The organism is Streptomyces sp. CB02923 (assembly GCF_001905005.1).
Classification (GTDB): Bacteria; Actinomycetota; Actinomycetes; order Streptomycetales; family Streptomycetaceae; genus Streptomyces.
In genome coordinates, this window is record NZ_LWKZ01000012.1 from 60,028 (window position 1) to 81,949 (window position 21,922).

A 21,922-nucleotide genomic window follows, 5' to 3' on the forward strand; every position below is an offset into this window, starting at 1 on the left:
ATGAACTCCGACCTCTGGACCATCATCGGCGCGGCGGCCGTCGTCATCGTCGTACTCGCCTCCACCATGGACGCCCGCCACAAGACGCTCGAACGCCGCCTCCGGCGGATGGACCGCAAACTCGACCTGATCATGGAACACCTCGGCGTCGAGGAGACCGGCCCCGAGGGCATCGCCGAGGTCGACGCCCTGCTGCACAAGGGCAAGAAGATCGAGGCGATCAAGCGCTACCGCGAACTGACCGGCGCGGGACTGGTGGAGGCCAAGGAAGCGGTGGAGCGCCGGGAAGGCTGAGACCCCGCCGCCCGGCGAATGCCCCGATACATGTGGCCGGGCCGGGCCCCCGGGAAGAGGATGGACCCATTGTCACGACGCTGACGCCGACGCAGGGAGCGATGAGCGATGTCAGGGACCACAGGGACCGAAGAGGCCGCAGGTCAGGACACGTACGACGTCGTCGTGCTGGGCGCCGGGCCGACCGGTGAGAACGTCGCCGACCGGGCCCACGCCCTCGGCCTGAGCGCGGTGATCGTGGAGAGCGAACTGGTCGGCGGCGAATGCTCCTACTGGGCCTGCATGCCCAGCAAGGCACTGCTGCGCCCGGCCATCGCCCGCGCCGACGCGCGCCGCGTCCCCGGCCTGCACCAGGCGGCCGCCGCGCCCCTGGACACCAAGGCGGTGCTCGCGCACCGCGACGCGTTCGCCTCCCACTGGAAGGACGACGGCCAGGTCCGGTGGCTGGACTCGGCCGGCATCGACTTCGTACGCGGCCGGGCCCGCCTCGACGGCCCCCGCCGCGTCGTGGTCGCCACCGGCACCGACGGAAGCGGCGAACGGGTGCTGACCGCCCGGCACGCCGTCGCCGTCTGCACCGGCAGCCGCGCCGTGCTGCCCGGCCTCCCCGGACTGTCCGCCGCCCGCCCCTGGACCAGCCGCGAGGCGACCAGCGCGCAGTCCGTACCGCCGCGCCTGGTGGTGATCGGCGGCGGCGTCGTCGGCGTCGAGATGGCCACCGCCTGGCAAGCACTGGGCTCCGCGGTGACCCTCCTGGTGCGCGGCGGCGGGCTGCTGCCCAAGATGGAGCCGTTCGCGGGTGAACTGGTCGCCGAATCCCTGGCCGAGGCGGGCGCCACCGTACGCACCGGCGTCTCGGTCAGCGCGGTGCGGCGCGAGATGCCCAACGGACCGGCCACCGTCGTCCTGGACGGCGGCGAGCAACTCGTCGCCGACGAGGTGCTGTTCGCCACCGGCCGCGCACCGCGCACCGACGACATCGGCCTGGAGACGGTGGGCCTGGAGCCCGGCTCCTGGCTGGAGACCGACGACACCTGCCGGGTACGGGACGTGGCGGGCGGCTGGCTGTACGCCGTCGGCGACGTCAACCACCGCGCGCTGCTGACCCACCAGGGCAAGTACCAGGCCCGCATCGTCGGCGCCGCCATCGCCGCGCAGGCCCGGGGCGGCGGCCTGGACACCGGCCGCTGGGGCGCACACGCCGCGACCGCCGACACCGCCGCCGTACCGCAGGTCGTCTTCACCGACCCCGAGATCGCCTCCGTCGGCCTGACCGCCGCCGAGGCGGAACGCGCCGGGACTCGCACCCGCGTCGTCGACTTCGACCTCGGCTCGGTCGCGGGCGCCGCACTCTACGCCGACGGCTACCGCGGCCGCGCCCGCATGATCGTCGACCTGGACCGCGAGGTCCTCCTGGGCGTCACCTTCGCCGGTCCCGCGGTCGGCGAACTGCTCCACTCGGCGACCGTCGCGGTGGCCGGCGAGGTCCCCCTCGACCGCCTGTGGCACGCGGTGCCCGCCTACCCGACGGTCAGCGAGGTGTGGCTGCGGCTGCTGGAGACGTACCGGGGCTGAGGAGCCAGGCACGGTGGGCCGCACGACGTAGGACCGAATCCCGATACCCGTGCGCGCGAAGCTGCCGTACGGTCAGGAGCGCACGTCTGCAACGCCCCTGAAAATCCTGATTCCCACAGGAGGCCCGCCGTGCCCGTCCAGCTCGACCACACGATCATGCACGCCACCGACAAGCTCGTCTCCGCGCGTTTCCTCGCGGAGCTGACCGGCGTCGGCGAACCAGTCGAAACCGGGCCCTTCGCCGCCGTCACGTTCACCAACGACCTGACCGTCGACTACGCCGACACGATCGTGAAACCCGAAGCGATCGTGCTCCAGCACCTCGCGTTCCGGGTCACGGACGAAGAGTTCGACGAGATCTTCGGCCGCATCCAGGAGCGCGGGCTGCCGTACTGGGCAGACCCGTACCACCAGAAGCCGCAGCAGATCGGACACCTCGACGGCGCCCGCGGGGTCTACGTCAACGACCCGGACGGCCACGCCATCGAGTTCATCACCCCGCGCTCCCAGGCCGCCGCAGGCCTCGGTACCGACGCTTCCTGAGCCTGGTAAATGCGCTTTCCGGCCCCGTGCGACCGGGGCCGGACCGTCCGGCCGTAACCGGGCCGCACGCCGTCCCACGCCGCTACGCCCCGGCCTCCGGCGACTCGTCCGACGGCCACGGGTCCGACAGCCACAGGTCGTCCCGCGTCGTCATGGCCAGCAGGGCGCTCAGCCCTTTGTCCAGACCCAGGTGCTCCTGCTCCGACCCCGGCGGCACCACCCGCAGCGTGCGCTCCAGCCACGCGGAGACCGCCGGGGCCGGCGCCTCCAGCAGCGCGTCGCCGTCCGGGGAGCTGAGCGCCATGCAGACCACGCTGCGCCCGTCCACCTTCGTGGGCCACACCCGCACGTCACCGTGACCGCACGCCCGGAACACCCCCTCGACGAGCAGTTCGCGCGCGAACGTCCAGTTGACGGGGGCCTCCGAGCCGATGTGGAAGGTGACGTGGATGGCGTAGGGGTCGTCCGTGCGGTAGGTCAGCCGGGCCGGGACGGGGATGCTGCGTTCCGGCGACAGGACCAGACCCAGCTCCAGTTCTCGTTCCACCACGGTGTGCATACGGTCCGCCTCTCTGTCTGTGCCTCGTGCGGACCCCCGCGACGGGGCCCGCACTTGGATAGAGGCCCCGGAGCCCGGACCATTACGCGACTTCGCACAACTTTTTTCGCGGGCCTCTTCCAGGTGGTCCGGCCCGGCCGGGACACCCGGCCCGACCCTCCGTCTGATAGATGTGGACGCTGCGTTGCGGCAGACTGCACTTGCCCCACTCACCACACCAGGCCGAGAACAGATACGGGACAACGGACATGAGCGCCCCTTCCTCAGGATCCGCCGGCGGCAGCCCCACGCCAGGCTTCTACCCGGACCCGTCCATCCCCGGCTACATCCGGTACTGGAACGGTGCCGCATGGGTGCCGGGCACCAGCCGCCCGGCGCCCGCCGAGGGCGAGGCGCTGCCCGCGCCGCCGCCCGGCGCCGCCGCGCAGGCCCCCGCACCCGCTCCCGCCGTCGAGGAGACCGGCCCGGTCTTCTTCGACGAGGAGCACGGCCGCCTGACCGGGACGGTCGGCCTCGTCGGCACCGGAATTCCCGCCTCCGCCTGGCAGGCCGACACTGCCCGGCAGAACGGCTTCGGCGGCGAGCAGGACAGCCGTATCTCCTGGGGCTCGCCCGAGGAGCAGCAGGCCGGGCTGCCGCAGCAGCGCGACGAGGCCGCAGCCCCTCCCGGGACACCGGCGCCCGGCGACGACACCCCGCGCACCGACGGCACGGTCACCATCCGGGCCGTACGGGACGAGGACGGCGCGCGCGGCGGCGACCACGGTACGACCGCGATCCGCGCCGTGCGCCCCGGAGGGAACACGGGCGGCAAGAGCGACACGATGGCGATCCGGGTGGCGCCGCAGGCCGGCGGCGCCCCGGCGTCGCCGCTGCCCGGCTCCGCCGCCCCGCAGCCGCTGCCCTCCACCGGCGCGCAGCAGCCGCCGTCGGCCCAGGGCCCGCAGCAGGGCGCCGCGCAGCCCGGCCCCGGCGGTCCGGCGCCCGTCGGCCAGGGACCGGTCCAGCAGGCGCCCCAGGGGCCCGTACAGCCGCAGCCCGGCCCGGGGCACAGCGCACCGCCGGTGCAGCACCAGCCGTTCCCGACCCAGCAGCCCCAGCAGCCTCCGACGCCGCAGCAGACTCCGGCGCCCCATGTACCGCCCGTACCGCACGCCGCCCCCCACACCCCGGCCCACCAGGCGCCCCAGCCCGCCCAGGGGCCCACCGCCGGACCGGGCCCCGCCCCGGCTCCGCAGGTGCCCGCCCAGGCCCCCGGGCCCGGCCCGCAGGCCCAGCCCGCCCCCTTCTCCGGCTTCCCGCCGCAGCAGGACGGTGCCGCCGCCGAGGGCGTCATCCCCTGGAAGCCGCCGACCGCCGACCCGTTCCTCGCCGCCGCGCAGGAGCAGGGCCGCCCGGCCTCCCTGGGCCGCCGGTTCGCCGCCCGCCTGATCGACACGCTGGCGCTGGCCGTCATCACCGGCGCCGCGGCCGTACCGCTGTGGGGCCCGGCCGCCGACCACATCGACGCCAAGGTGGAGGCCGCCAAGCAGTCCGGCCGGGAGGTCACCGTCTACCTGCTGGACGGCACGACCGGCCCCTACCTGGCCATCGTGCTCGCCGTGCTGCTCATCGGCGGCGGCCTGTACGAGGTGCTGCCCACCGCCAAATGGGGCCACACGCTCGGCAAGAAGGTGTGCGGCGTCAAGGTGCTGGACATCGAGGGGCACGACACCCCGCCCCTGTCCGCCGTGGTCAAGCGGTGGCTGGTGTACGGCGTGCTCGGCGTCCTCGTGGTCGGGGTCGTCAACGCCGCGTGGTGCCTGTTCGACCGGCCGTGGCGGCAGTGCTGGCACGACAAGTTCGCGCGCACGTTCGTCGCCGAGAAGTAGGCCGCCCGCCCCGCCGCGTCACCCGGCCGGACCTCGCCGGATGCGGCGGCGGGCGCCCCGGGTTCGACTCGGGCCATGAGCACCGACCAGCCCAGGCCCGGCTCCGGAGGCGAACCGCCGGAGGACGACCCGTTCCTGAAGAAGCCGCAGGAACCGCCGCCGGGCGGCTCTCCGTACGGGCACGAGCCGGCCGGTGGCTCCCCGTACGACCGGCCCGCCAACTCCACCCCGTACGGCGACCAGCCCTCCGGCGGGGACCCGTACGGCGGCAGCGCCCCGCCGCCCGGCAGCGGTCCGCCGCCCGGCGGGATGCCGCCGCCGCCCTACGGCGGTGACCCGTACGGGGGTAATCCGTACGGCGGCCAGTACGGCGCCGCCGACCCGCTGGCCGGGATGCCGCGGCTGGCCGGCCGCGGCCGCCGCCTGGTCGCCCGCATCATCGACTGGATCATCGTCTGCGTACCGGTCGGCCTGATCATGAGCGCGATCGTCGGCGGCTTCGACTACTGGACGACCGACGGCACGAACACCGGACGGCAGGCGTCCGTCTCCATCGTGACGATGCTCGTCTATCTCATCTACGAGGGTCTGATGCTCACCAGCCGCGGCCAGACCGTCGGCAAGATGGCGATGAAGATCCGCGTGGGGATGCTGGAGAACGGCGCGGTACCGGCCGGACAGGCGGGCTGGGTGCGGGCGGCGGTCTACACGCTGCCGGAGATCGTGCCGTGCTGCGGCTTCATCTTCTGGCTCGTCAACGTCCTGTGGTGCACCTGGGACAAGCCGTACCAGCAGTGCCTGCACGACAAGACGGCCAAGACCGTGGTGGTCTCCACGGCCTGACATCCGAACGGTCCGGCGCCCGCCCTCCACAGAGGGCTTCGCGTCCCGGCGGCCAACGTTCCCGGCGGCTCCGGCGCGTCAACCGGCGGTCGGCGCACCCCTCTTCCGAGCGGTGCCCGGCCGCCTACGCGCGTCCACCAGCCACGGACAGGTGACTAACGGGAGTGCTCGCTGACGCGGGTCTCGGAGGAGACGCCCGCGTGGGGGCGCTGGCGCGGCATGCGCATGGCCGCCGTGCGGGTGGCGGCGGGCACCCGGGTACCCGCGGCGGAGCGCCGGGCCGTACGGCGGCGCGCCACATGAGAAACCCCCGGCAGCGGCGCCGTGAGGGCGACCAGCAGACCGAGGGCGAGGGCTGCGATGGCGATGACCGCGATCCCGACCCCGGTCCGCGTCTGCGAGAGCAGTAACAACGCGAGGGTCGAGAAGACGACGGTGGCCGATCCGTAGGCGAGCTGTGCGGCAGTCGGACGAGGCATGGCGGATCCGTCCTCAAGAGGTCGGCAGGGGTGTGGTCGACAGGGGCGCGCCGTCAAATGACTCTACGGTCCTTACTGCCCGAGCGGAACTGGCGGTAAGCGTGACCTAACCCACGGTTCCGGGGCACAGGGGGCGCACGGATTCATCCCTGGTTTGAACGGCCCTGATCGGCGCGGCGTTCGGGGGCGCGGAGCACGGCACGGGGGAGCCGCCGGGGGAGCGCGGATACGTACACGAACTACGCGCCCGCACGCGCCGGAACTGTTCGATAGCCGCGCCCGGAGAACCGAAAACCGTACGTGCCTGACGTGCCCAAGTCAAGATCTGTCTTTTCCCTCCCCCTTCCGGTCAAATGCTGGCATCCAGTGACCGATTTCAAGGGGAGAGATGCGCCAAGTGAGAGCCAAGAGACGGGCGTTCAGACCGGCCGCCCTGGCCACGGCCGCCGCCGCGATCGGGGCGGCCGCCCTGTCTTCCGGCGCGCCGGCGCAGGCCGACGACGGCCACCCGCCGCTCGCCGTCCAGCGGCAGGACCCGGGCACCGCCGCCCGCCAGGCCGTCGACCACGACCTCAAGGGCCCGTTCAGCGACCAGCAGGCGGCGCAGCGCAAGGAAGCGCTCCAGCAGGTCATCTCCGGCGACGCCAAGCCCACCCGCCGCGGCGCCTCCCAGGTCGTGAAGCTGGACCGGGGCAAGTACGTCGAACTCGCCCGCGAGAAGACCGACAAGATCTTCACCATCCTGGTCGAGTTCGGCGACAAGGTCGACGACACCACGATGTACGACCCGGACGGCGACGGCCCCAAGCCCCCGGTGAAGAAGTACGGCGGCAAGCCCGGCCCCGCGCACAACACCATCGCGCAGCCCGACCGCCGCAACGACAACTCCACGGCCTGGCAGAAGGACTACAACCGCCAGCACTTCCAGGACCTCTACTTCTCCCACGACAAGAAGAAGGAATCCCTGGCCAAGTACTACGAGAAGCAGTCCTCGGGCCGCTACTCGGTCGACGGCGAGGTCTCCGACTGGGTCAAGGTCGACTGGAACGAAGCCCGTTACGGCTCCAACTTCTGCGGCTCCACCAACTGCGCCAGCGCCTGGGACCTGATCCGCGACGGCGTCAACCGCTGGGCCGAGGACCAGAAGGCCAAGGGCCGCACCGACGCCCAGATCAAGGCCGACCTCGCCAAGTACGACCAGTGGGACCGCTACGACCACGACGGCGACGGCAACTTCAACGAGCCCGACGGCTACATCGACCACTTCCAGATCGTGCACGCCGGCGAGGACGAGTCCGCGGGCGGCGGCGCCCAGGGCACCGACGCCATCTGGGCGCACCGCTGGTACGCGTACGGCAGCGACTCCGGCAGCACCGGCCCGGCCGGCAACAAGGCGGGCGGCACCCAGATCGGCAGCACCGGCATCTGGGTCGGCGACTACACCATGCAGCCCGAGAACGGCGGCCTCGGCGTCTTCGCCCACGAGTACGGCCACGACCTCGGCCTGCCCGACGAGTACGACACCACCGGAACCGGCGAATCCTCCGTCGACTCCTGGTCGTTGATGTCCGGCGGCTCCTGGCTCGGCCGCGGCAAGGACTCCATAGGCGACCTCCCCGGCGACATGAGCGCCTGGGACAAGCTCCAGCTCGGCTGGCTCAACTACGCCAAGGCCAAGGCGGCCACCAGGTCCACCCACAAGCTGGGCGTGGCCGAGTACAACACCAAGGACAAACAAGCGCTGGTCGTCGAACTCCCCGCCAAGAAGGTCCGCACCGACATCGTCAAGCCCGCCGAAGGCACCCAGCAGTGGTGGAGCGGCATGGGCAACGACCTGAAGAACACCCTCTCCCGCTCCGTCGACCTCACCGGCAAGAAGAAGGCCGCCCTGACCCTCAAGGGCTGGTGGGACATCGAGCAGAACTACGACTTCGCCTACGCCGAGGTCTCCACGGACGGCGGCGCCAACTACACGCCGCTGGAAGGCACCGCCGACGGCAAGCCGATCACCCGCGACGGCGGCGACAAGCCCGCCCTGACCGGCACCTCCGGCGCGTACCAGGACCTCGTCTTCCCGCTCGACGCCTACGCCGGCAAGAAGATCGACCTCCGCTTCCGCTACCAGACGGACGGCGGCGCCGCGCAGAAGGGCTTCGCCGCCGACGCGATCACGGTGACCGCCGACGGCAAGCCCCTCTTCACCGACAACGCCGAGACCGCCGACGCCAACTGGACGGCCAAGGGCTTCTCGCGCATCGGCGCGTCCTTCACCAAGGACTACCCGCGCTACTACATCGCGGAGAACCGCCAGTACGTCTCGTACGACAAGACCCTCAAGACCGGCCCGTACAACTTCGGCTGGGCGTCCGGCCGCCCCCAGTGGGTCGAACACTTCCCGTACCAGAACGGCGTCCTGATCTGGCTGTGGGACACCTCGCAGCCGGACAACAACGTCGGCCAGCACCCCGGCCACGGCCAGATCCTGCCGGTCGACGCCCACCCCAAGGCCGAGAAGTGGTCGGACGGCAAGCTGATGCGCAACCGCTTCCAGTCCTACGACTCGACCTTCACCCGGCACCGCACGGACGCGCTCACCCTCCACAAGGACGGCAAGATCACCAAGATCAGGTCGAAGCCCGGAGTGACCGTCTTCGACGACCGCAAGGGCGACTACTACGACGAGTCCAACCCGGCCGGCGGCGTGATCGTTGCTGACACCAACACCCGCATCAAGATCCTCAACGAGTCCCGGAACGGCTCCACCGTGACCCTCCAGGTCGGCCCCTCCACCAAGTAACCAGCAAAACCGCAGGTCAGAACCCAATCGGCCGCCGCCCCCTAGCGGGCGGCGGCCGATCGCGTTTAGATGCACTCAGCGAGTTCTTGTTGACGCCGAGTCTCACGGGGGAAACCGTGCCCACATCCGGAGGAGGGTTCATCAGGCTTCCCGGCGGAAGCGTGGTGGTCGCCCTCGCCCTGCCCAGACCGGGCGACAACGGACACCGCGTACGAGTCCTCGTCCACGCCGTGAACCGCCAGCGCGCCCTGACCAGGCTGCGCAACCTCGGCCTCCGCGCGGTCTACCTCCGCGGCAACACGGAACCCCCCACCCCCGACGAGATCACCGCCGTCCTCCACCACCCCGACGGCCTGGTCTGGCGCGAGACCCCAGAGGACGACACGGAATCGTGGCACCCGATCAGGTCACTCTTGAGATCGGCGTAGACACGTACGACCAGGTTTGTGAGTGCGAGACCACGATGGCGGGAAACCCGCCCACGGCGCGGGCTCGGGTCCACGCAGGGGTCTCCCCGCAGAGCAGCCGGGTATCTGGGTTCACGATGTTGTCACCGGTGACGTACACGGTGTCGAGGAGTGACCCCTGTGTGGGCCCGAGCCCACCCACCACCGGCCAGACCGCGCACAACCCGCACCCCCACCGACCTCACCGCGCAAAGCGCGCTACGCAGCGATAACCACCGGCTTCCCCGTCAGCTCAACCCCCGCCCCCCGCATCTCCTCCAACGCCCGCTCCGTGGTCCCCGCCGCCACCCCCGCCGTGAGATCCAGCAGCACCTGCACCCGGAACCCTTCCCGCACCGCGTCCAGCGCCGTGGCCCGCACGCAGTGATCCGTGGCCAGCCCGACCACGTCCACCTCGCTCACCTCATGGGCGCGCAGCCACTCCGCCAGCGCCCGCCCGTTCTCGTCGAAGCCCTCGAATCCGCTGTAAGCGGCGGCGTACGAGCCCTTGGAGAAGACCGCGTCGACCGCTCCCGACGCCAGCGCCGGCGCGAAGTTCGGATGGAAGCCGCTGCCCTCCGTACCGGCCACGCAGTGCGGCGGCCAGGACGTCTCGTAGTCCGGACGCACGGAGAAGTGGTCACCGGGATCGACGTGGTGATCGCGGGTCGCCACGATGTGCCGGTAGCCGCTGCCCGCGGCATCCCCCACCAGGTCGGTGATGGCGGCAGCCACATCCGCACCTCCTGCCACGGCGAGGCTGCCGCCCTCGCAGAAATCGTTCTGCACGTCTACGACGATCAATGCCCGGTGCATGGTGCGAGCCTTCCGGCTGGGGAGCGGGGGAGTGGGCGCGGAGCGATGTGACCGAGGGTAGCCACTACGCCCGCCGAGTGGGAGTGGGCACCGGGGGCGCACCCAGGAGCCCTGACGGCCTCGACGACCGCCTCAGGGCGGAACAGCCCCCGTCGGCCCCCGAAAGCCCGCACGCGGGCCACCAGGGCCCACAGCCCCGGCCTGGCGGGCCCCTCCACCCGCCCGACGAGCCACCGCCCGCCCGACGGCCCCCCGACCCGGCCGGAGAGCCACCTCAAACCGACGAGCCCCCGCCCGATGAGCCCCTGCCCGATGAGCCACCGCCCGACGAGCCCCGGCCGGCAAGCCGGCCACCTCACACCTGCTCCGTAGGCAGCACAGCCTCCCCCCGCGACAACTGCGCCGCAGACATCGGCAACCCGCCCCGCGCCGCGATGTGCCGCTCGCGCACCGCGTCCAGCGGCTCGCGGGCGACCACCTCGCCACCGCGGACCAGCGGCACCGCGAGCTGCCGGTCGGCCAGCTCCGGCGGTACCGGCCCGGTACCGACGACCTCGGCCTCGGCGACGCCGTGCTCGTCCAGCCGCCGCGCCGCCCACTTGCGGCCGCCGGGCGACGCCTTGCCGCCCATGGATTTCTTGGCCACCGGCCGCAGCGGCGCGTCCGGCGCGTCGCTCTCGGCGCGGGCGACCAGCTTGTAGACCATCGAGCAGGTCGGGTGCCCGCTGCCGGTGACCAGCTGCGTGCCCACGCCGTACGCGTCGACCGGCGCCGCCGCGAGCGAGGCGATGGCGTACTCGTCCAGGTCGCTGGTCACGACGATCCGCGTGTCGCGGGCGCCCAGTTCGTCCAGCTGCTGCCGTACCCGGTGGGCGAGCAGCAGCAGGTCGCCGGAGTCGATGCGTACGGCACCGAGGTCCGGTCCGGCCACCTCGACGGCCGTCCGGACGGCCTCGGTGACGTCGAACGTGTCCACGAGCAGTGTCGTACCGCCGCCGAGCGAGTCGACCTGCGCCCGGAACGCGTCGCGCTCACTGTCGTGCAGCAGGGTGAAGGAGTGGGCGCTGGTGCCGACGGTGGGGATGTTGTAGCGGAAGCCGGCCGCGAGGTCGGACGTGGAGTTGAAGCCGCCCACGTACGCCGAACGGGCGGCGGCGACCGCCGCGAGTTCGTGGGTGCGGCGGGCACCCATCTCGATGAGCGGACGGCCGCCGGCCGCGACCGCCATGCGGGACGCGGCGGCGGCCACCGCGGAGTCGTGGTTGAGGATGGAGAGGATCACCGTCTCCAGGAGGACCGCTTCGGCGAAGCTGCCCTCGACCCGCATGATCGGCGAGCCGGGGAAGTAGACCTCGCCCTCCGGGTAGCCCCAGATGTCGCCGCGGAAGCGGTAGTCGGCCAGCCAGTCCAGCGTGGGCCCGTCGAGGATGCGGCGCTCGCGCAGAAAGTCGAGAATCGTTTCGTCGAAGCGGAAGTTCTCCACCGCGTCCAGGACCCGGCCGGTTCCGGCGACGACGCCGTAGCGGCGTCCTTCGGGCAGGCGCCGGGTGAAGACCTCGAAGACCGAGCGGCGGTCGGCGGTCCCGGACCGCAGCGCGGCCTGCAGCATGGTGAGTTCGTACTGGTCGGTGAAGAGCGCAGTCGACGGCACGGCCACCGGCAGCCCCAGGTCTGCTGTGTTCATGGTGAGGATGCTACCTCCCATACTCGTCACTTTGACGATTTCCCCGGGCCGTTTGTGCGATGCCCCACCACGGGTGGCAGCATGGACACCGTGAGCGCCGACCCGTCTGCCACCATCGCCCTTCGATCGACGCGCTGCGCGCTCAGCGCCCCCGCGGAGATCGAACGACCCGAGTCCAGCGAGGCACCCTTCGAGGTGCCCGAGCCGGACGTGCCCTGGGTCACGCTGGTGCACAACGACCCCGTCAATCTCATGAGCTACGTGGCGTACGTCTTCGAGGCGTACTTCGGCTACTCGAAGGGCAAGGCCCGCCAGCTCATGCTCGACGTTCACCACAAGGGACGGGCGGTCGTCTCCAGCGGCAGCCGCGAGGAAATGGAGCGCGACGTGCAAGCGATGCACGGCTACGGCCTGTGGGCGACCCTCACGCAGGACCGCTGATGGCCGGCCACTTCGAGTCCCTGCCCGGCGGCGGCGCGGCCGCCCCCCTCGACGAGGTCGAGATCTCCATCCTGCGCAGCCTCGCCGTCCAGCTCATGGAGCTGATCGGTCCCGGCGAGGAGCCGGCCGAGGGTGCGGACCCGCTGGCCGCGCTGTTCACGGACGGACCGAGCGAGCCGCCGTCCGACCCGGCGCTGGCCCGGCTCTTCCCGGACGCGTACGGCGGCCCCGACGCGGTGCCGGACGACGCCGCGCACGCCGCCTCGGCCGAATTCCGCCGCTACACGGAGAACGACCTGCGCACCCGTAAGCGCGAGGACGCCCTCGCGGTCGTGCGGGCCCTGGACGCGCTCGGCCCGGTCGGCGGGCCGGACCGTGCGAGCGGCACGGACGGCATCGGCGAGGACGGCACCACGGACGGCACCACGGACAGCACCGCCGACGGCGCCGTGCTGCGCCTCAAGCCGGACGAGTCGCGGCAGTGGCTGGGCGCCCTGAACGACCTGCGGCTGGCCATCGGCACCCGCCTGGAGGTCACCGACGAGGACGAGAGCGGCGAGCTGCTCCGGCTGCCCGACAGCGACCCGCGCAAGCCGATGGTGATGGCGTACCTGTGGCTGGGTGCCCTCCAGGAGAGCTTGATCGAAACCCTGACGGCCTGAATCCCGGCGCCGTTCGTCCCGGATGTCCCGTTCGTGCCGCCCCGCTCAACGGACGCTCAAATCCGGATAACGATCGCGTCACCGACCCTGGCTACCCACCAGCCCATTCCAGCACTTATCCTACTTTTCTTGTGCTCGGCCCCAAGGCATCACTGGTAGATGCCCAAGGGGCCGTGATACATGTTCACGAACCTGCCGTGAGTGACGCCACCCCTGTCGCTCCGGGAGCGCTTTGCCGGCCGACCGTCGGCGTGCAGGAACTCCATCCGGGGGGATCGGAACCCGATCCGGACAGACCGGGTCGGAATGGAGAAGGGCGCACCACACATGACCTCTGTGCAGGTCGAAAAGGAAACCGGCGACGACGCCGCGGGATCTGCTTCCGAAGAGGGTTACCAGCGGGGGCTGGGAAACCGGCAGATCCAGATGATCGCCATTGGTGGCGCCATCGGAACCGGCCTGTTCCTCGGGGCGGGCAAGGCGATCTCCAAAGCGGGACCCAGCATCATCCTGGCCTACGCCATCGTGGGCCTCGTCATCTTCTTCATCATGCGCGCCCTGGGCGAGCTGCTCATGTACCGCCCGGTGTCGGGCTCCTTCTCGGAGTACGCCCGCGAATTCCTCGGCCCGTTCATGGGATTCGTCACCGGCTGGACGTACTGGCTGTTCTGGGTGGTCACCGGCATCACGGAAGTAACTGCAGCTGCCACCTATGTGCAGTACTGGAACAAGGGAATACCCCAATGGGCATCCGCCCTGGTGTTCACGATCGCCCTGTTCGGTATCAACCTGATCTCCGTGAAGCTCTTCGGTGAGCTGGAGTTCTGGTTCTCGATGGTCAAGGTCACCGCGATCGTCGGCATGATCCTCATCGGTCTAGGCGTGATCATTCTCGGATTCTCCGACGCCGGTGACACCGCTTCGTTCAGCCTGCTGTGGTCGGACGGCGGATTCTTCCCGAAGGGCATCGGCGGCACGCTGATGACCCTGCAGATCGTGATGTTCGCCTTCCTGGCGGTCGAACTCGTCGGCGTCACCGCGGGCGAGGCCACCAACCCGCGGAAGGTCCTGCCCAAGGCCATCAACACCGTGCCGTGGCGGATCGGCCTCTTCTACATCGGCGCGCTCATCATCATCCTGTCCGTCGTCAGCTGGACGGTCTTCAAGCCGGGCGTGAGCCCCTTCGTCGCCGCCTTCCAGCAGATCGGCCTGTACGGCGGCGCGGCCATCGTCAACTTCGTGGTGCTGACCGCGGCGCTGTCCTCGGCCAACTCCGGGATGTACTCCACCGGCCGGATGCTGCGCGACCTCGCGCTCAACGGCCAGGGCCCCAAGCTGTTCACCCGCCTGAGCAAGAACGGGCTGCCGACCTGGGGCACCGGCGTCTCCGTCGCGATGATGCTGTTCGGCGTCTGGATCAACTACCAGTGGCCGGGCAAGGCCTTCGACCTGGTCGTCTCCTTCGCGACGATCTCCGGTATGTGGGCCTGGATCATGATCCTGCTCTCCCAGCTCCGCTACCGGGCCAAGGCCGACCGCGGCGAGCTGCCGCAGTCCGAGTTCAAGGCGCCCGGCGCCCCGTACACCTCGGTCTTCGCGCTGGCCTTCATCGGCATGGTCATCGTGATGATGGGCGTGGACCCGGACGCCCGCGTCTCGCTGTACGCGGCACCGGTCTGGGCCCTGGTCCTGGGCGTCAGCTACCTGGTGCTGAAGAACCGCAACCCGGACATGTTCGCCAAGGCCACGGCCCACGCCGTCTCCCCGGAGGCGGCCGGGCAGGACGGCAAGCAGGACACCAAGAAGGACTGAGGACGGCCCGCTCCAGGCGGGCTGTCCGGCATGCGGGCCGGTCCGTACCACTCCTCGGTACGGGACCGGCCCGCTGCTTATTCTTGGGCCCATGCTGACCCTTACCAAGGCCCTGTACGACCAGATCGTGGAACACTCCCGCAAGGACCACCCCGACGAGGCCTGCGGCATGGTCGCGGGTCCGGCCGGCAGCGGCCGCCCCGAGCGGTTCATCCCGATGCTCAACGCCGCCCGCTCGCCCACCTTCTACGAGTTCGACTCCGCGGACCTGCTCAAGCTCTACCGCGAGCTGGACGACCGGGACGAGGAGCCGGTGATCATCTACCACTCGCACACCGCCACCGAGGCGTACCCGTCCCGTACGGACATCTCCTACGCGAACGAGCCCGGCGCGCACTACGTCCTGGTCTCCACGGCCGACACCGACGACGCCGGCCCGTTCCAGTTCCGCTCGTTCCGGATCGTGGACGGCGCGGTCACGGAGGAAGACGTCCAGGTCGTCGACGCGTACTGACCACCGCGCGGGCGGGCGCCACCCGCCCACCTGACACACTGTGCCGCATCACCTCGGGCGGCAGGGCCCAGGAACCCGGTGCGAATCCGGGACGGTCCCGCCACTGTGACCAGGCCGAACGGCCTGGAAGCCAGGAACTGACCTGCCGCCCCAGCACACCGACCAGGGGACGCGGATCCCCCGGAGGAGGCACGGCCATGGCCAGATCCAGGTCCCACGGCGCGCTGCGCGCGCTCATATCGGCGGCGCTCCTGCTGCCGCTCGCCGCCTGCGGCACCGGCGGCGACGGCGACGGGAAGGCGTCCGGCGGGGCCACGGCCGAGGCAGCCGGCTTCCCGTACACCGTCGACAACTGCGGCGTACGCACCACCTTCAAGGCACCGCCCGAGCGCGTGGTGACCATGAACCAGCACACCACCGAGATCATGCTCGCCCTCGGCCTCAAGGACCGGCTGGTCGGCACCGCCTACCTCGACGACAAGGTCCTGCCGCAGTACGAGAAGGACTACAAGAGCGTCAAGGTCCTCGCCAAGGAGTACCCCTCCTACGAGACGCTGCTCGGCGCCAACCCCGACTTCGTCTACGGCGGCTACTCCAGCGCCTTCGACAAGGGCGAGGGCCGCGAACGGGCCGCCCTGGAGAAGTCCGGCATCAAGACCCGCCTGAACGTCGAGTACTGCGCCCGCGGCAAGACCGGCGTCCAGCAGCTCGCCCAGGAGATCCGCGAGGTCGGCGCCACCTTCGGCGTACGCGACCGGGCCGAAACCCTCGTCAAGAAGGCCGAGAGCACGATCGCCGCCACCAAGGACAAGCTCAAGGGCACCGCCCCGGCCTCCGTCTTCGTCTACGACAGCGGCGACAGCTCCGTGCACACCGCGGGCGGCAAGGGCATCGGCAACGAGATCATCTCCCTGGCCGGCGGCCGGAACATCTTCGCGGACACCGCCAAGACCTTCACCGACGTGTCCTGGGAGCAGATCGTCGCGCGCAAGCCCGAGATCATCGTGATCTACGACTACGGCGGCACCCCCGTCGAGGCCAAGCGGAAGCAGCTCCTCGACGACCCCGCGCTCCAGGACGTACCGGCCGTGAAGCACCAGCGGTTCGCGGTGCTGCCGCTGTCCAGCGCGGTGCTCGGCGTACGCGTACCGGACGCCGTCCGGTCACTGGCCGGACAGCTGCACCCGGACGCCTTCAAGTAGCCCCCGGTGACCTGCAAGACCGCGGCACCGCCGCGCCGGCTCCGCTACCCGCTCGTCCTGGCCGTCCTCCTCGCCGCCCTGCTCGCGGCGGGACTGGCCGGCCTCGTCCTCGGCGCCGTCCGCATCCCGCCCGGCGACGTGCTGCGCATCCTGACCGGGGACGCGCCGCCCGGCCCGTACCCGACCATCGTCCTCGACGTACGGCTGCCGCGCGTGCTGCTCGGCGCCGTCGTCGGCGCGGGACTCGCCGTCATCGGCACCGTCCTGCAGGCGCTGGTCCGCAACCCGCTCGCCGACCCGTTCCTGCTCGGCGTCTCCTCCGGCGCCTCGACCGGCGCCGTCATGGTCCTCGTCCTCGGCGTCGGCGGAGGCATGGCCACCACCGTCTCCATGCCGCTGGCCGCCTTCGCGGGCTCACTGGGCGCGCTGATCGCCGTGTACGCCCTGGCCCGGCGCGGCGGCACCATGACCACCGGACGGCTGGTGCTGGCGGGCGTCGCGGTCCAGTACATCCTCTCCGCGCTCACCAGCCTCGTCCTGGTCACCTCGGCCCAGGCCGAACACCTGCGGTCCATCATGTTCTGGACGCTCGGCGGCCTCGGCCAGGCCCGCTGGCACACCCTGTGGCTGCCCGCCCTCGTCCTGCTCGCCGGCCTCGCGCTGCTGCTCACCCTCGCCCGGCCCCTGGACCTGCTGCTGGTGGGCGAGGAGGGCGCCACCGTCCTCGGCCTGGACACCGGCCGCTTCCGCGCCGCCGTCTTCGTCCTCGCGTCGCTGGTCACCGGCGTGCTCGTGGCGGCCAGCGGCTCGATCGGCTTCGTCGGCCTGATGGTGCCGCACGCCGTCCGCATGGTCGTCGGCGCCTCGCACCGGGCCCTGCTGCCCGTGGTCGCGCTGGCGGGCGCGGTCTTCGTCGTCCTCGCCGACCTGCTGGCCCGTACCGTCGCCGGCTCCCAGGAGATCCCCGTCGGGGTGGTCACGGCGCTGGCCGGCGGACCGTTCTTCCTGTGGCTGCTGCGCCGCACCACCCGTACGGAAGGAATCACCGGATGAGCGCGCGGACCCCGGCGGGGGAGGCCACCGAAACCGCTGCCGCCCCCGCCCCCGCCGAACTGCGGACCGAGGGACTGTCGTACGGCGTCGACGGACGCCACCTCGTCGACGACGCCGACCTGTACGTCGCCCCCGGCGAGACGGTCGGCCTGGTCGGCCCCAATGGCAGCGGCAAGACCACCCTGCTGCGCTGCGTCTACGGCACCCTCACCCCCACCCACGGCCGGATCACCCTCGACGGCCGGGACCTGGCCGGGCTCCCGGTCAAGGAGCGGGCGCGGCGCATCGCCACCGTCCCCCAGGACGGCAGCGGCACCTTCGAACTGACCGTGCGCGAGATCGTCGCCATGGGCCGCTCCCCGCACAAGCGCTTCTGGCAGACCGACACGGCGGACGACGCCGCCCGCACCGACCGGGCCCTGGAACGGGTGGGCGTCGCGGCCCTGCGCGACCGCTCCTTCGCCGCACTGTCGGGCGGCGAGCGCCAGCGCGTCCTGGTCGCGCGGGCCCTGGTGCAGCAGCCGTCGCTGCTCGTCCTCGACGAGCCGACCAACCACCTCGACATCCGCTACCAGCTCGACATCCTCTCCCTCGCGACCACCCTCGGCACCAGCACCCTGCTGGCCCTGCACGACCTCAACCTCGCCGCGTACTACTGCGACCGCCTGTACGTGCTGCGCGAGGGCCGCGTCGTCGCCCACGGCACGCCCCGCGAACTCCTCACGCCCGGCCTGCTGGCCGACGTGTACGGGGTCGCCGCCGAGGTCAGCGTGCATCCGGTGACCGGGGCGCCGACGGTGGTGTACCTGCCGCCGGGCGCGGCGGCCGGCCGGAGCACGGCGACAGCGGCGACGGCGGAAACAGCGGCGACGGCGGCAACGGCGGCAACGGCGGCAACGGCGGCAACGGCGGGACGACGGTGAGCGCGTACGAGGAGGACGCCGCCCCCGACGGGCCGCTCGCCGCGCTCGCCGCCCACGGCCCCCGCTACCGCCTCGGGCTCGGCATCCCGCCGGACAGCGAGGCCGACTGGCTCGCCGCCGACCGGCTCCTCGACCCGTACAGCCCGGAACTGGCCCGCCTGCTGGACACCGAACACCAGGGCAGCGGCCACCGCACCGCCCACGCCGCCGCCCTCACCCTCATCGCCGTCTACGCGGGCCGGGTCACCGCGGCGGCCGTCCTGCACTGGGCGCTGACCGGCCGCGTGCTGGACGTACGGCCGGAGAACGTCCTGCTGCGGCCGGACCCCGGGCACGGCATCGCCGGGGTCAGGATGCGGAGGTTCCGCATCCTGGACGGGCCGGCTCGCAACGCGCGGGTGGACGGCGACGGGGGCGATGGCGAGGGTGGGGGCGATGGCGAGGGCGCCGAAACGCTTCAGCACGTCGTCCTCACCCGCCACCTGCTGCCCCTGGCCGACGCCCTGCGGGAGCGCACCCGTGCCGGGCTGCGGCAGCTGCGCGGGGGAGTGGCGCACGGCTGCGCGACCGCCCTCGGTGCCTCCCGTGCCGATCCGGCACTGCTGGCCCGCCGCTGGGCCGCCTTCCTGGACGGTGCGCCCGGCGGCCTCGCGGCGCTGGGCGAGGTGGCCACCGTCACGCGCCGGGACGGGTCCCCGCGCCTGGTCTACCTCCGCCGGACCTGCTGCCTCTTCTATACGAGCGCCGAGGCCGTACGCTGCGTCAGCTGCTGCCTGACCAGCAAGGACGACCGGATCGCGGCGTACGGGGCGCGCTCCTGACCCGTACCGCCGCCGATCGCGTCCCACCTGTTGTGCACCAACCGTCCGTATCGCAAGACGAGCTTCCAGTCCCCGGACCGGGAATCGATACGATGACCGCATGGTTTCTGACGACGTGAGCGAAAAGACGCCGGGCATTTTGCTTGTGGCGCGGCTGCACGTCGACCTGTGCCGCCTTGCCAGCGCCATCTGTCCGATCCGCGCTGCCGCCTGACGCCGCCGTCACACCGGCCGCTCGGCGGCTCCCGCGCGCACCACGCCGTGCGCGCAGCACCGCGCCCGCCAAGCCCAGCGCCTCCGCGACGCACGCTCCGAGCCGCGCCGCACGCACACCCGCCCCGCACGTCACCGCACGTCACTGCCCTCCCACAGGAGCTCTCATGGCCATCGAGGTCCGTATCCCGACCATCCTCCGCACCTACACCGACGGCCGGAAGGCCGTCGAAGGCAGCGGTGAGACCCTCGCCGACCTCTTCGCCGACCTGGAGAGCCGCCACTCCGGCATCCGCGAGCGCCTCGTCGACGGGGAGCAGCTGCGCCGCTTCGTGAACGTCTACCTCAACGACGAGGACGTGCGCTTCCTGAACGGCATCTCCACCGAGCTGAGCGACGGCGACAGCGTCACCATCCTCCCGGCCGTGGCCGGCGGCTCGGGCATGTCCGACGGCCCCCGGGAACAGCGCTGATGCGGTACGACTCCCCGCTGGCGGCGGTCGGCAACACCCCGCTGGTCCGCCTGCCGCGGCTGTCGCCCTCCGCCGACGTCCGTATCTGGGCCAAGCTGGAGGACCGCAACCCGACCGGCTCGGTCAAGGACCGCCCCGCGCTCCACATGATCGAGCAGGCGGAGAAGGACGGCCGGCTCACCCCGGGCTGCACGATCCTGGAGCCCACCTCGGGGAACACCGGCATCTCGCTGGCGATGGCGGCCAGGCTCAAGGGCTACCGCATCGTCTGCGTCATGCCGGAGAACACCTCCTCCGAGCGGCGCGACCTGCTCGCCATGTGGGGCGCGGAGATCGTCTCCTCGCCCGCCGCCGGCGGCTCCAACACGGCCGTACGGGTCGCCAAGGAACTGGCCGCCGAGCACCCCGACTGGGTGATGCTCTACCAGTACGGCAACCCCGACAACGCCGCCGCGCACTACGCCACCACCGGCCCGGAGATCCTCGCCGACCTGCCGTCCGTCACCCACTTCGTGGCGGGCCTGGGCACCACCGGCACCCTCATGGGCGTCGGCCGCTATCTGCGCGAGCACGTCCCCGGCGTACGGATCGTCGCCGCCGAACCGCGCTACGACGACGTGGTCTACGGGCTGCGCAACCTCGACGAGGGCTTCGTGCCCGAGCTGTACGACGAGTCGGTGCTCACCACCCGCTTCTCCGTCGGCTCCGAGGACGCCGTCCGCCGCACCCGCGAACTCCTCTCCGAGGAAGGCATCTTCGCGGGCGTCTCGACGGGCGCCGCCCTGCACGCGGCGATCGGCGTCGCCAAGAAGGCGGTCAAGGCGGGGGAGTCCGCGGACATCGCCTTCGTGGTGGCCGACGGCGGCTGGAAGTACCTCTCCACCGGCGTCTACACCGCCGAATCCACCGAGGCCGCGATCGAGACGCTGCACGGCCAGCTCTGGGCGTGAGGCCGGGAGCGGTCGGGCCGGGAGCGGTCGGGCCGGAAGAGGATGGACCGGAACGCCGGGCCGCTCCGTAGGGAGCGGCCCGTTCTTTACGGAGCGGCCGTTCTGTGCGGCCCGGCGCGTTCGCCCGCCGCCTCAGCGTCCGGTGAGGCGGCGGACCCGCTTCCACACGGCCCCGTCGACGGCGCCGGCGCGGCGGCGGAAGTCCCGTAGCGGCACGTCGCGCAGCTCGTCCGTCTCCAGGAAGCTGGCCCGGTGCTGCCCGTCCCCGACCGTGCCGGGCGGTAGGGGGAGCACACCCGGCCGGTCCGGATGGTGCCGACTGGTGATCTTCGCGACGTGCGCCGTACCGCCGCGGACCGACAGCACCAGGCAGGGGCGGTCCTTCGCGCCCGGCCCGTCCTCGTACGGCACGCGGGCCCACCAGATCTCCCGCGCACGCGGCGTGCGCGCGCCCGGCTCCGCTATCTGCGCCGACCGTCCGCCGGGGCGCGTACGGTCGCGCATCCGCGCTCTTGGCCGAAATCGTGCGCCCCGGGGTCTCCGCGCGCCCCGCGCGCGTGCCCGCCCGTCGACGAGCGCCGCCACCAGCGCCAGCGCGGCCACCACGGCGAGCGCCGGCCACCACCCCGAGACGTCCAAGCCCGTTCCCTCCAAGATCCCGTCCCCCTTCCGACGGTACCGGCCGGAGCGGCTCCGCGGCACGGCCGTACCGGCCGGACGGCGCCGTCGTGTAGGCGTACGGCACCGGGGAACCACAGGGAGGGAACACGGCTCTGTACACACCCACCTGGACTGGTGATTCCGCCCACAGCTCGCCCCGCCGGAGGAGCCACCAGCCCTTTCGCGCCTTACGCTCGTGGGCACCGCAATGACCGCCCAGGACCCGGCAAGGACCCGGCAAGGACTCCCGCCGGGCGAGGACCGGCGGGGACCCGGGCACGACCTCGCCGA

General features: G+C 71.8%; 23 protein-coding genes and 1 riboswitch. Of the genes, 18 read left to right on the forward strand and 5 right to left on the reverse strand.

Features of this window, described 5'->3' with window-relative positions:
- From A6A06_RS11950 to A6A06_RS11960, 3 genes are all read left to right on the forward strand, one after another.
- Nucleotides 1-294, forward strand: coding sequence for a ribosomal protein L7/L12 (locus tag A6A06_RS11950; RefSeq protein WP_030025047.1), 294 nt, complete (start codon nucleotides 1-3; stop codon nucleotides 292-294).
- 108 nt (nucleotides 295-402) lie between these two features.
- Nucleotides 403-1,869, forward strand: coding sequence for a dihydrolipoyl dehydrogenase family protein (locus A6A06_RS11955; protein WP_073761204.1), 1,467 nt, complete (start codon nucleotides 403-405; stop codon nucleotides 1,867-1,869).
- A 129-nt stretch (nucleotides 1,870-1,998) separates the two neighbouring features.
- Nucleotides 1,999-2,412, forward strand: a complete 414-nt coding sequence (locus A6A06_RS11960; protein WP_073761205.1) for a VOC family protein — start codon at nucleotides 1,999-2,001, stop codon at nucleotides 2,410-2,412.
- A gap of 82 nt (nucleotides 2,413-2,494) precedes the next feature.
- Here the strand turns inward: A6A06_RS11960 and A6A06_RS11965 are convergent, their stop codons facing one another.
- Nucleotides 2,495-2,971, reverse strand: coding sequence for an SsgA family sporulation/cell division regulator (locus A6A06_RS11965; RefSeq protein ID WP_073761206.1), 477 nt, complete (start codon nucleotides 2,969-2,971; stop codon nucleotides 2,495-2,497).
- A 248-nt stretch (nucleotides 2,972-3,219) separates the two neighbouring features.
- Here A6A06_RS11965 and A6A06_RS11970 point away from each other — a divergent pair, with 248 nt between their 5' ends.
- Both A6A06_RS11970 and A6A06_RS11975 read left to right on the forward strand, forming a co-directional pair.
- Entirely contained in the window at nucleotides 3,220-4,842 is a 1,623-nt protein-coding gene (locus A6A06_RS11970; RefSeq protein ID WP_073761207.1) for an RDD family protein, read from the forward strand.
- A gap of 75 nt (nucleotides 4,843-4,917) precedes the next feature.
- The gene (locus tag A6A06_RS11975; RefSeq protein WP_073761208.1) at nucleotides 4,918-5,685 is read left to right on the forward strand and encodes an RDD family protein; all 768 of its coding nucleotides are present in this window, start codon (nucleotides 4,918-4,920) and stop codon (nucleotides 5,683-5,685) included.
- 155 nt (nucleotides 5,686-5,840) lie between these two features.
- On the opposite strand, the gene A6A06_RS11980 is transcribed toward A6A06_RS11975, so the two are convergent.
- Entirely contained in the window at nucleotides 5,841-6,164 is a 324-nt protein-coding gene (locus A6A06_RS11980; protein WP_073761209.1) for a hypothetical protein, read from the reverse strand.
- 397 nt (nucleotides 6,165-6,561) lie between these two features.
- Here A6A06_RS11980 and A6A06_RS11985 point away from each other — a divergent pair, with 397 nt between their 5' ends.
- A complete protein-coding gene (locus A6A06_RS11985; RefSeq protein WP_199930840.1) occupies nucleotides 6,562-8,961 on the forward strand; it encodes an immune inhibitor A domain-containing protein in 2,400 nt (799 codons plus the stop codon).
- A gap of 116 nt (nucleotides 8,962-9,077) precedes the next feature.
- On the forward strand, nucleotides 9,078-9,389 hold the full coding sequence (locus tag A6A06_RS11990) for a hypothetical protein (RefSeq protein ID WP_199930841.1): 312 nt from the start codon (nucleotides 9,078-9,080) through the stop codon (nucleotides 9,387-9,389).
- 237 nt (nucleotides 9,390-9,626) lie between these two features.
- Here the strand turns inward: A6A06_RS11990 and A6A06_RS11995 are convergent, their stop codons facing one another.
- Complete coding sequence (locus A6A06_RS11995) at nucleotides 9,627-10,223, reverse strand: isochorismatase family protein (RefSeq protein ID WP_073761212.1); 597 nt, start codon at nucleotides 10,221-10,223, stop codon at nucleotides 9,627-9,629.
- Between the two features lie 355 nt (nucleotides 10,224-10,578).
- The gene (locus A6A06_RS12000) at nucleotides 10,579-11,907 is read right to left on the reverse strand and encodes a nicotinate phosphoribosyltransferase (RefSeq protein ID WP_073761213.1); all 1,329 of its coding nucleotides are present in this window, start codon (nucleotides 11,905-11,907) and stop codon (nucleotides 10,579-10,581) included.
- An 81-nt stretch (nucleotides 11,908-11,988) separates the two neighbouring features.
- Between A6A06_RS12000 and clpS the strand changes: the two genes are divergently transcribed.
- The 11 genes from clpS (at nucleotide 11,989) to A6A06_RS12050 (ending at nucleotide 20,971) form a co-directional block, all read left to right on the forward strand.
- On the forward strand, nucleotides 11,989-12,348 hold the full coding sequence (clpS, locus tag A6A06_RS12005; protein ID WP_242440697.1) for an ATP-dependent Clp protease adapter ClpS: 360 nt from the start codon (nucleotides 11,989-11,991) through the stop codon (nucleotides 12,346-12,348).
- Complete coding sequence (locus A6A06_RS12010) at nucleotides 12,348-13,010, forward strand: DUF2017 domain-containing protein (RefSeq protein WP_073761214.1); 663 nt, start codon at nucleotides 12,348-12,350, stop codon at nucleotides 13,008-13,010. Before clpS ends, A6A06_RS12010 begins: the two co-directional genes overlap by 1 nt.
- 327 nt (nucleotides 13,011-13,337) lie before the next feature.
- Nucleotides 13,338-14,822, forward strand: coding sequence for an amino acid permease (locus A6A06_RS12015; protein WP_073761215.1), 1,485 nt, complete (start codon nucleotides 13,338-13,340; stop codon nucleotides 14,820-14,822).
- 91 nt (nucleotides 14,823-14,913) lie between these two features.
- A complete protein-coding gene (locus A6A06_RS12020) occupies nucleotides 14,914-15,336 on the forward strand; it encodes a Mov34/MPN/PAD-1 family protein (RefSeq protein WP_073761216.1) in 423 nt (140 codons plus the stop codon).
- A 45-nt stretch (nucleotides 15,337-15,381) separates the two neighbouring features.
- Nucleotides 15,382-15,496: riboswitch (cobalamin riboswitch) on the forward strand.
- A 37-nt stretch (nucleotides 15,497-15,533) separates the two neighbouring features.
- Entirely contained in the window at nucleotides 15,534-16,538 is a 1,005-nt protein-coding gene (locus A6A06_RS12025) for an ABC transporter substrate-binding protein (RefSeq protein ID WP_073761217.1), read from the forward strand.
- A gap of 6 nt (nucleotides 16,539-16,544) precedes the next feature.
- Nucleotides 16,545-17,591: a FecCD family ABC transporter permease gene (locus tag A6A06_RS12030; RefSeq protein WP_073761218.1), complete on the forward strand. Its 1,047-nt coding sequence runs from the start codon at nucleotides 16,545-16,547 to the stop codon at nucleotides 17,589-17,591.
- A complete protein-coding gene (locus A6A06_RS12035; RefSeq protein ID WP_079193968.1) occupies nucleotides 17,588-18,514 on the forward strand; it encodes an ABC transporter ATP-binding protein in 927 nt (308 codons plus the stop codon). The genes A6A06_RS12030 and A6A06_RS12035 overlap by 4 nt, the downstream gene beginning before the upstream one ends.
- Nucleotides 18,511-19,335 carry a (2Fe-2S)-binding protein gene (locus A6A06_RS12040; protein WP_073761219.1) on the forward strand — a complete coding sequence of 275 codons (825 nt, stop codon included), beginning with the start codon at nucleotides 18,511-18,513 and terminating at the stop codon, nucleotides 19,333-19,335. Before A6A06_RS12035 ends, A6A06_RS12040 begins: the two co-directional genes overlap by 4 nt.
- Before the next feature lie 100 nt (nucleotides 19,336-19,435).
- Nucleotides 19,436-19,549 carry a putative leader peptide gene (locus A6A06_RS43720; RefSeq protein ID WP_338015889.1) on the forward strand — a complete coding sequence of 38 codons (114 nt, stop codon included), beginning with the start codon at nucleotides 19,436-19,438 and terminating at the stop codon, nucleotides 19,547-19,549.
- A gap of 166 nt (nucleotides 19,550-19,715) precedes the next feature.
- A complete protein-coding gene (locus A6A06_RS12045; RefSeq protein ID WP_073761220.1) occupies nucleotides 19,716-20,021 on the forward strand; it encodes a MoaD/ThiS family protein in 306 nt (101 codons plus the stop codon).
- Nucleotides 20,021-20,971, forward strand: coding sequence for a PLP-dependent cysteine synthase family protein (locus A6A06_RS12050; RefSeq protein ID WP_073761221.1), 951 nt, complete (start codon nucleotides 20,021-20,023; stop codon nucleotides 20,969-20,971). Before A6A06_RS12045 ends, A6A06_RS12050 begins: the two co-directional genes overlap by 1 nt.
- A 132-nt stretch (nucleotides 20,972-21,103) precedes the next feature.
- Here A6A06_RS12050 and A6A06_RS12055 read toward each other — a convergent pair whose 3' ends face one another.
- Nucleotides 21,104-21,610 carry a type II toxin-antitoxin system PemK/MazF family toxin gene (locus A6A06_RS12055; RefSeq protein ID WP_073761222.1) on the reverse strand — a complete coding sequence of 169 codons (507 nt, stop codon included), beginning with the start codon at nucleotides 21,608-21,610 and terminating at the stop codon, nucleotides 21,104-21,106.
- Between the last annotated feature and the right edge of the window lie 312 nt (nucleotides 21,611-21,922).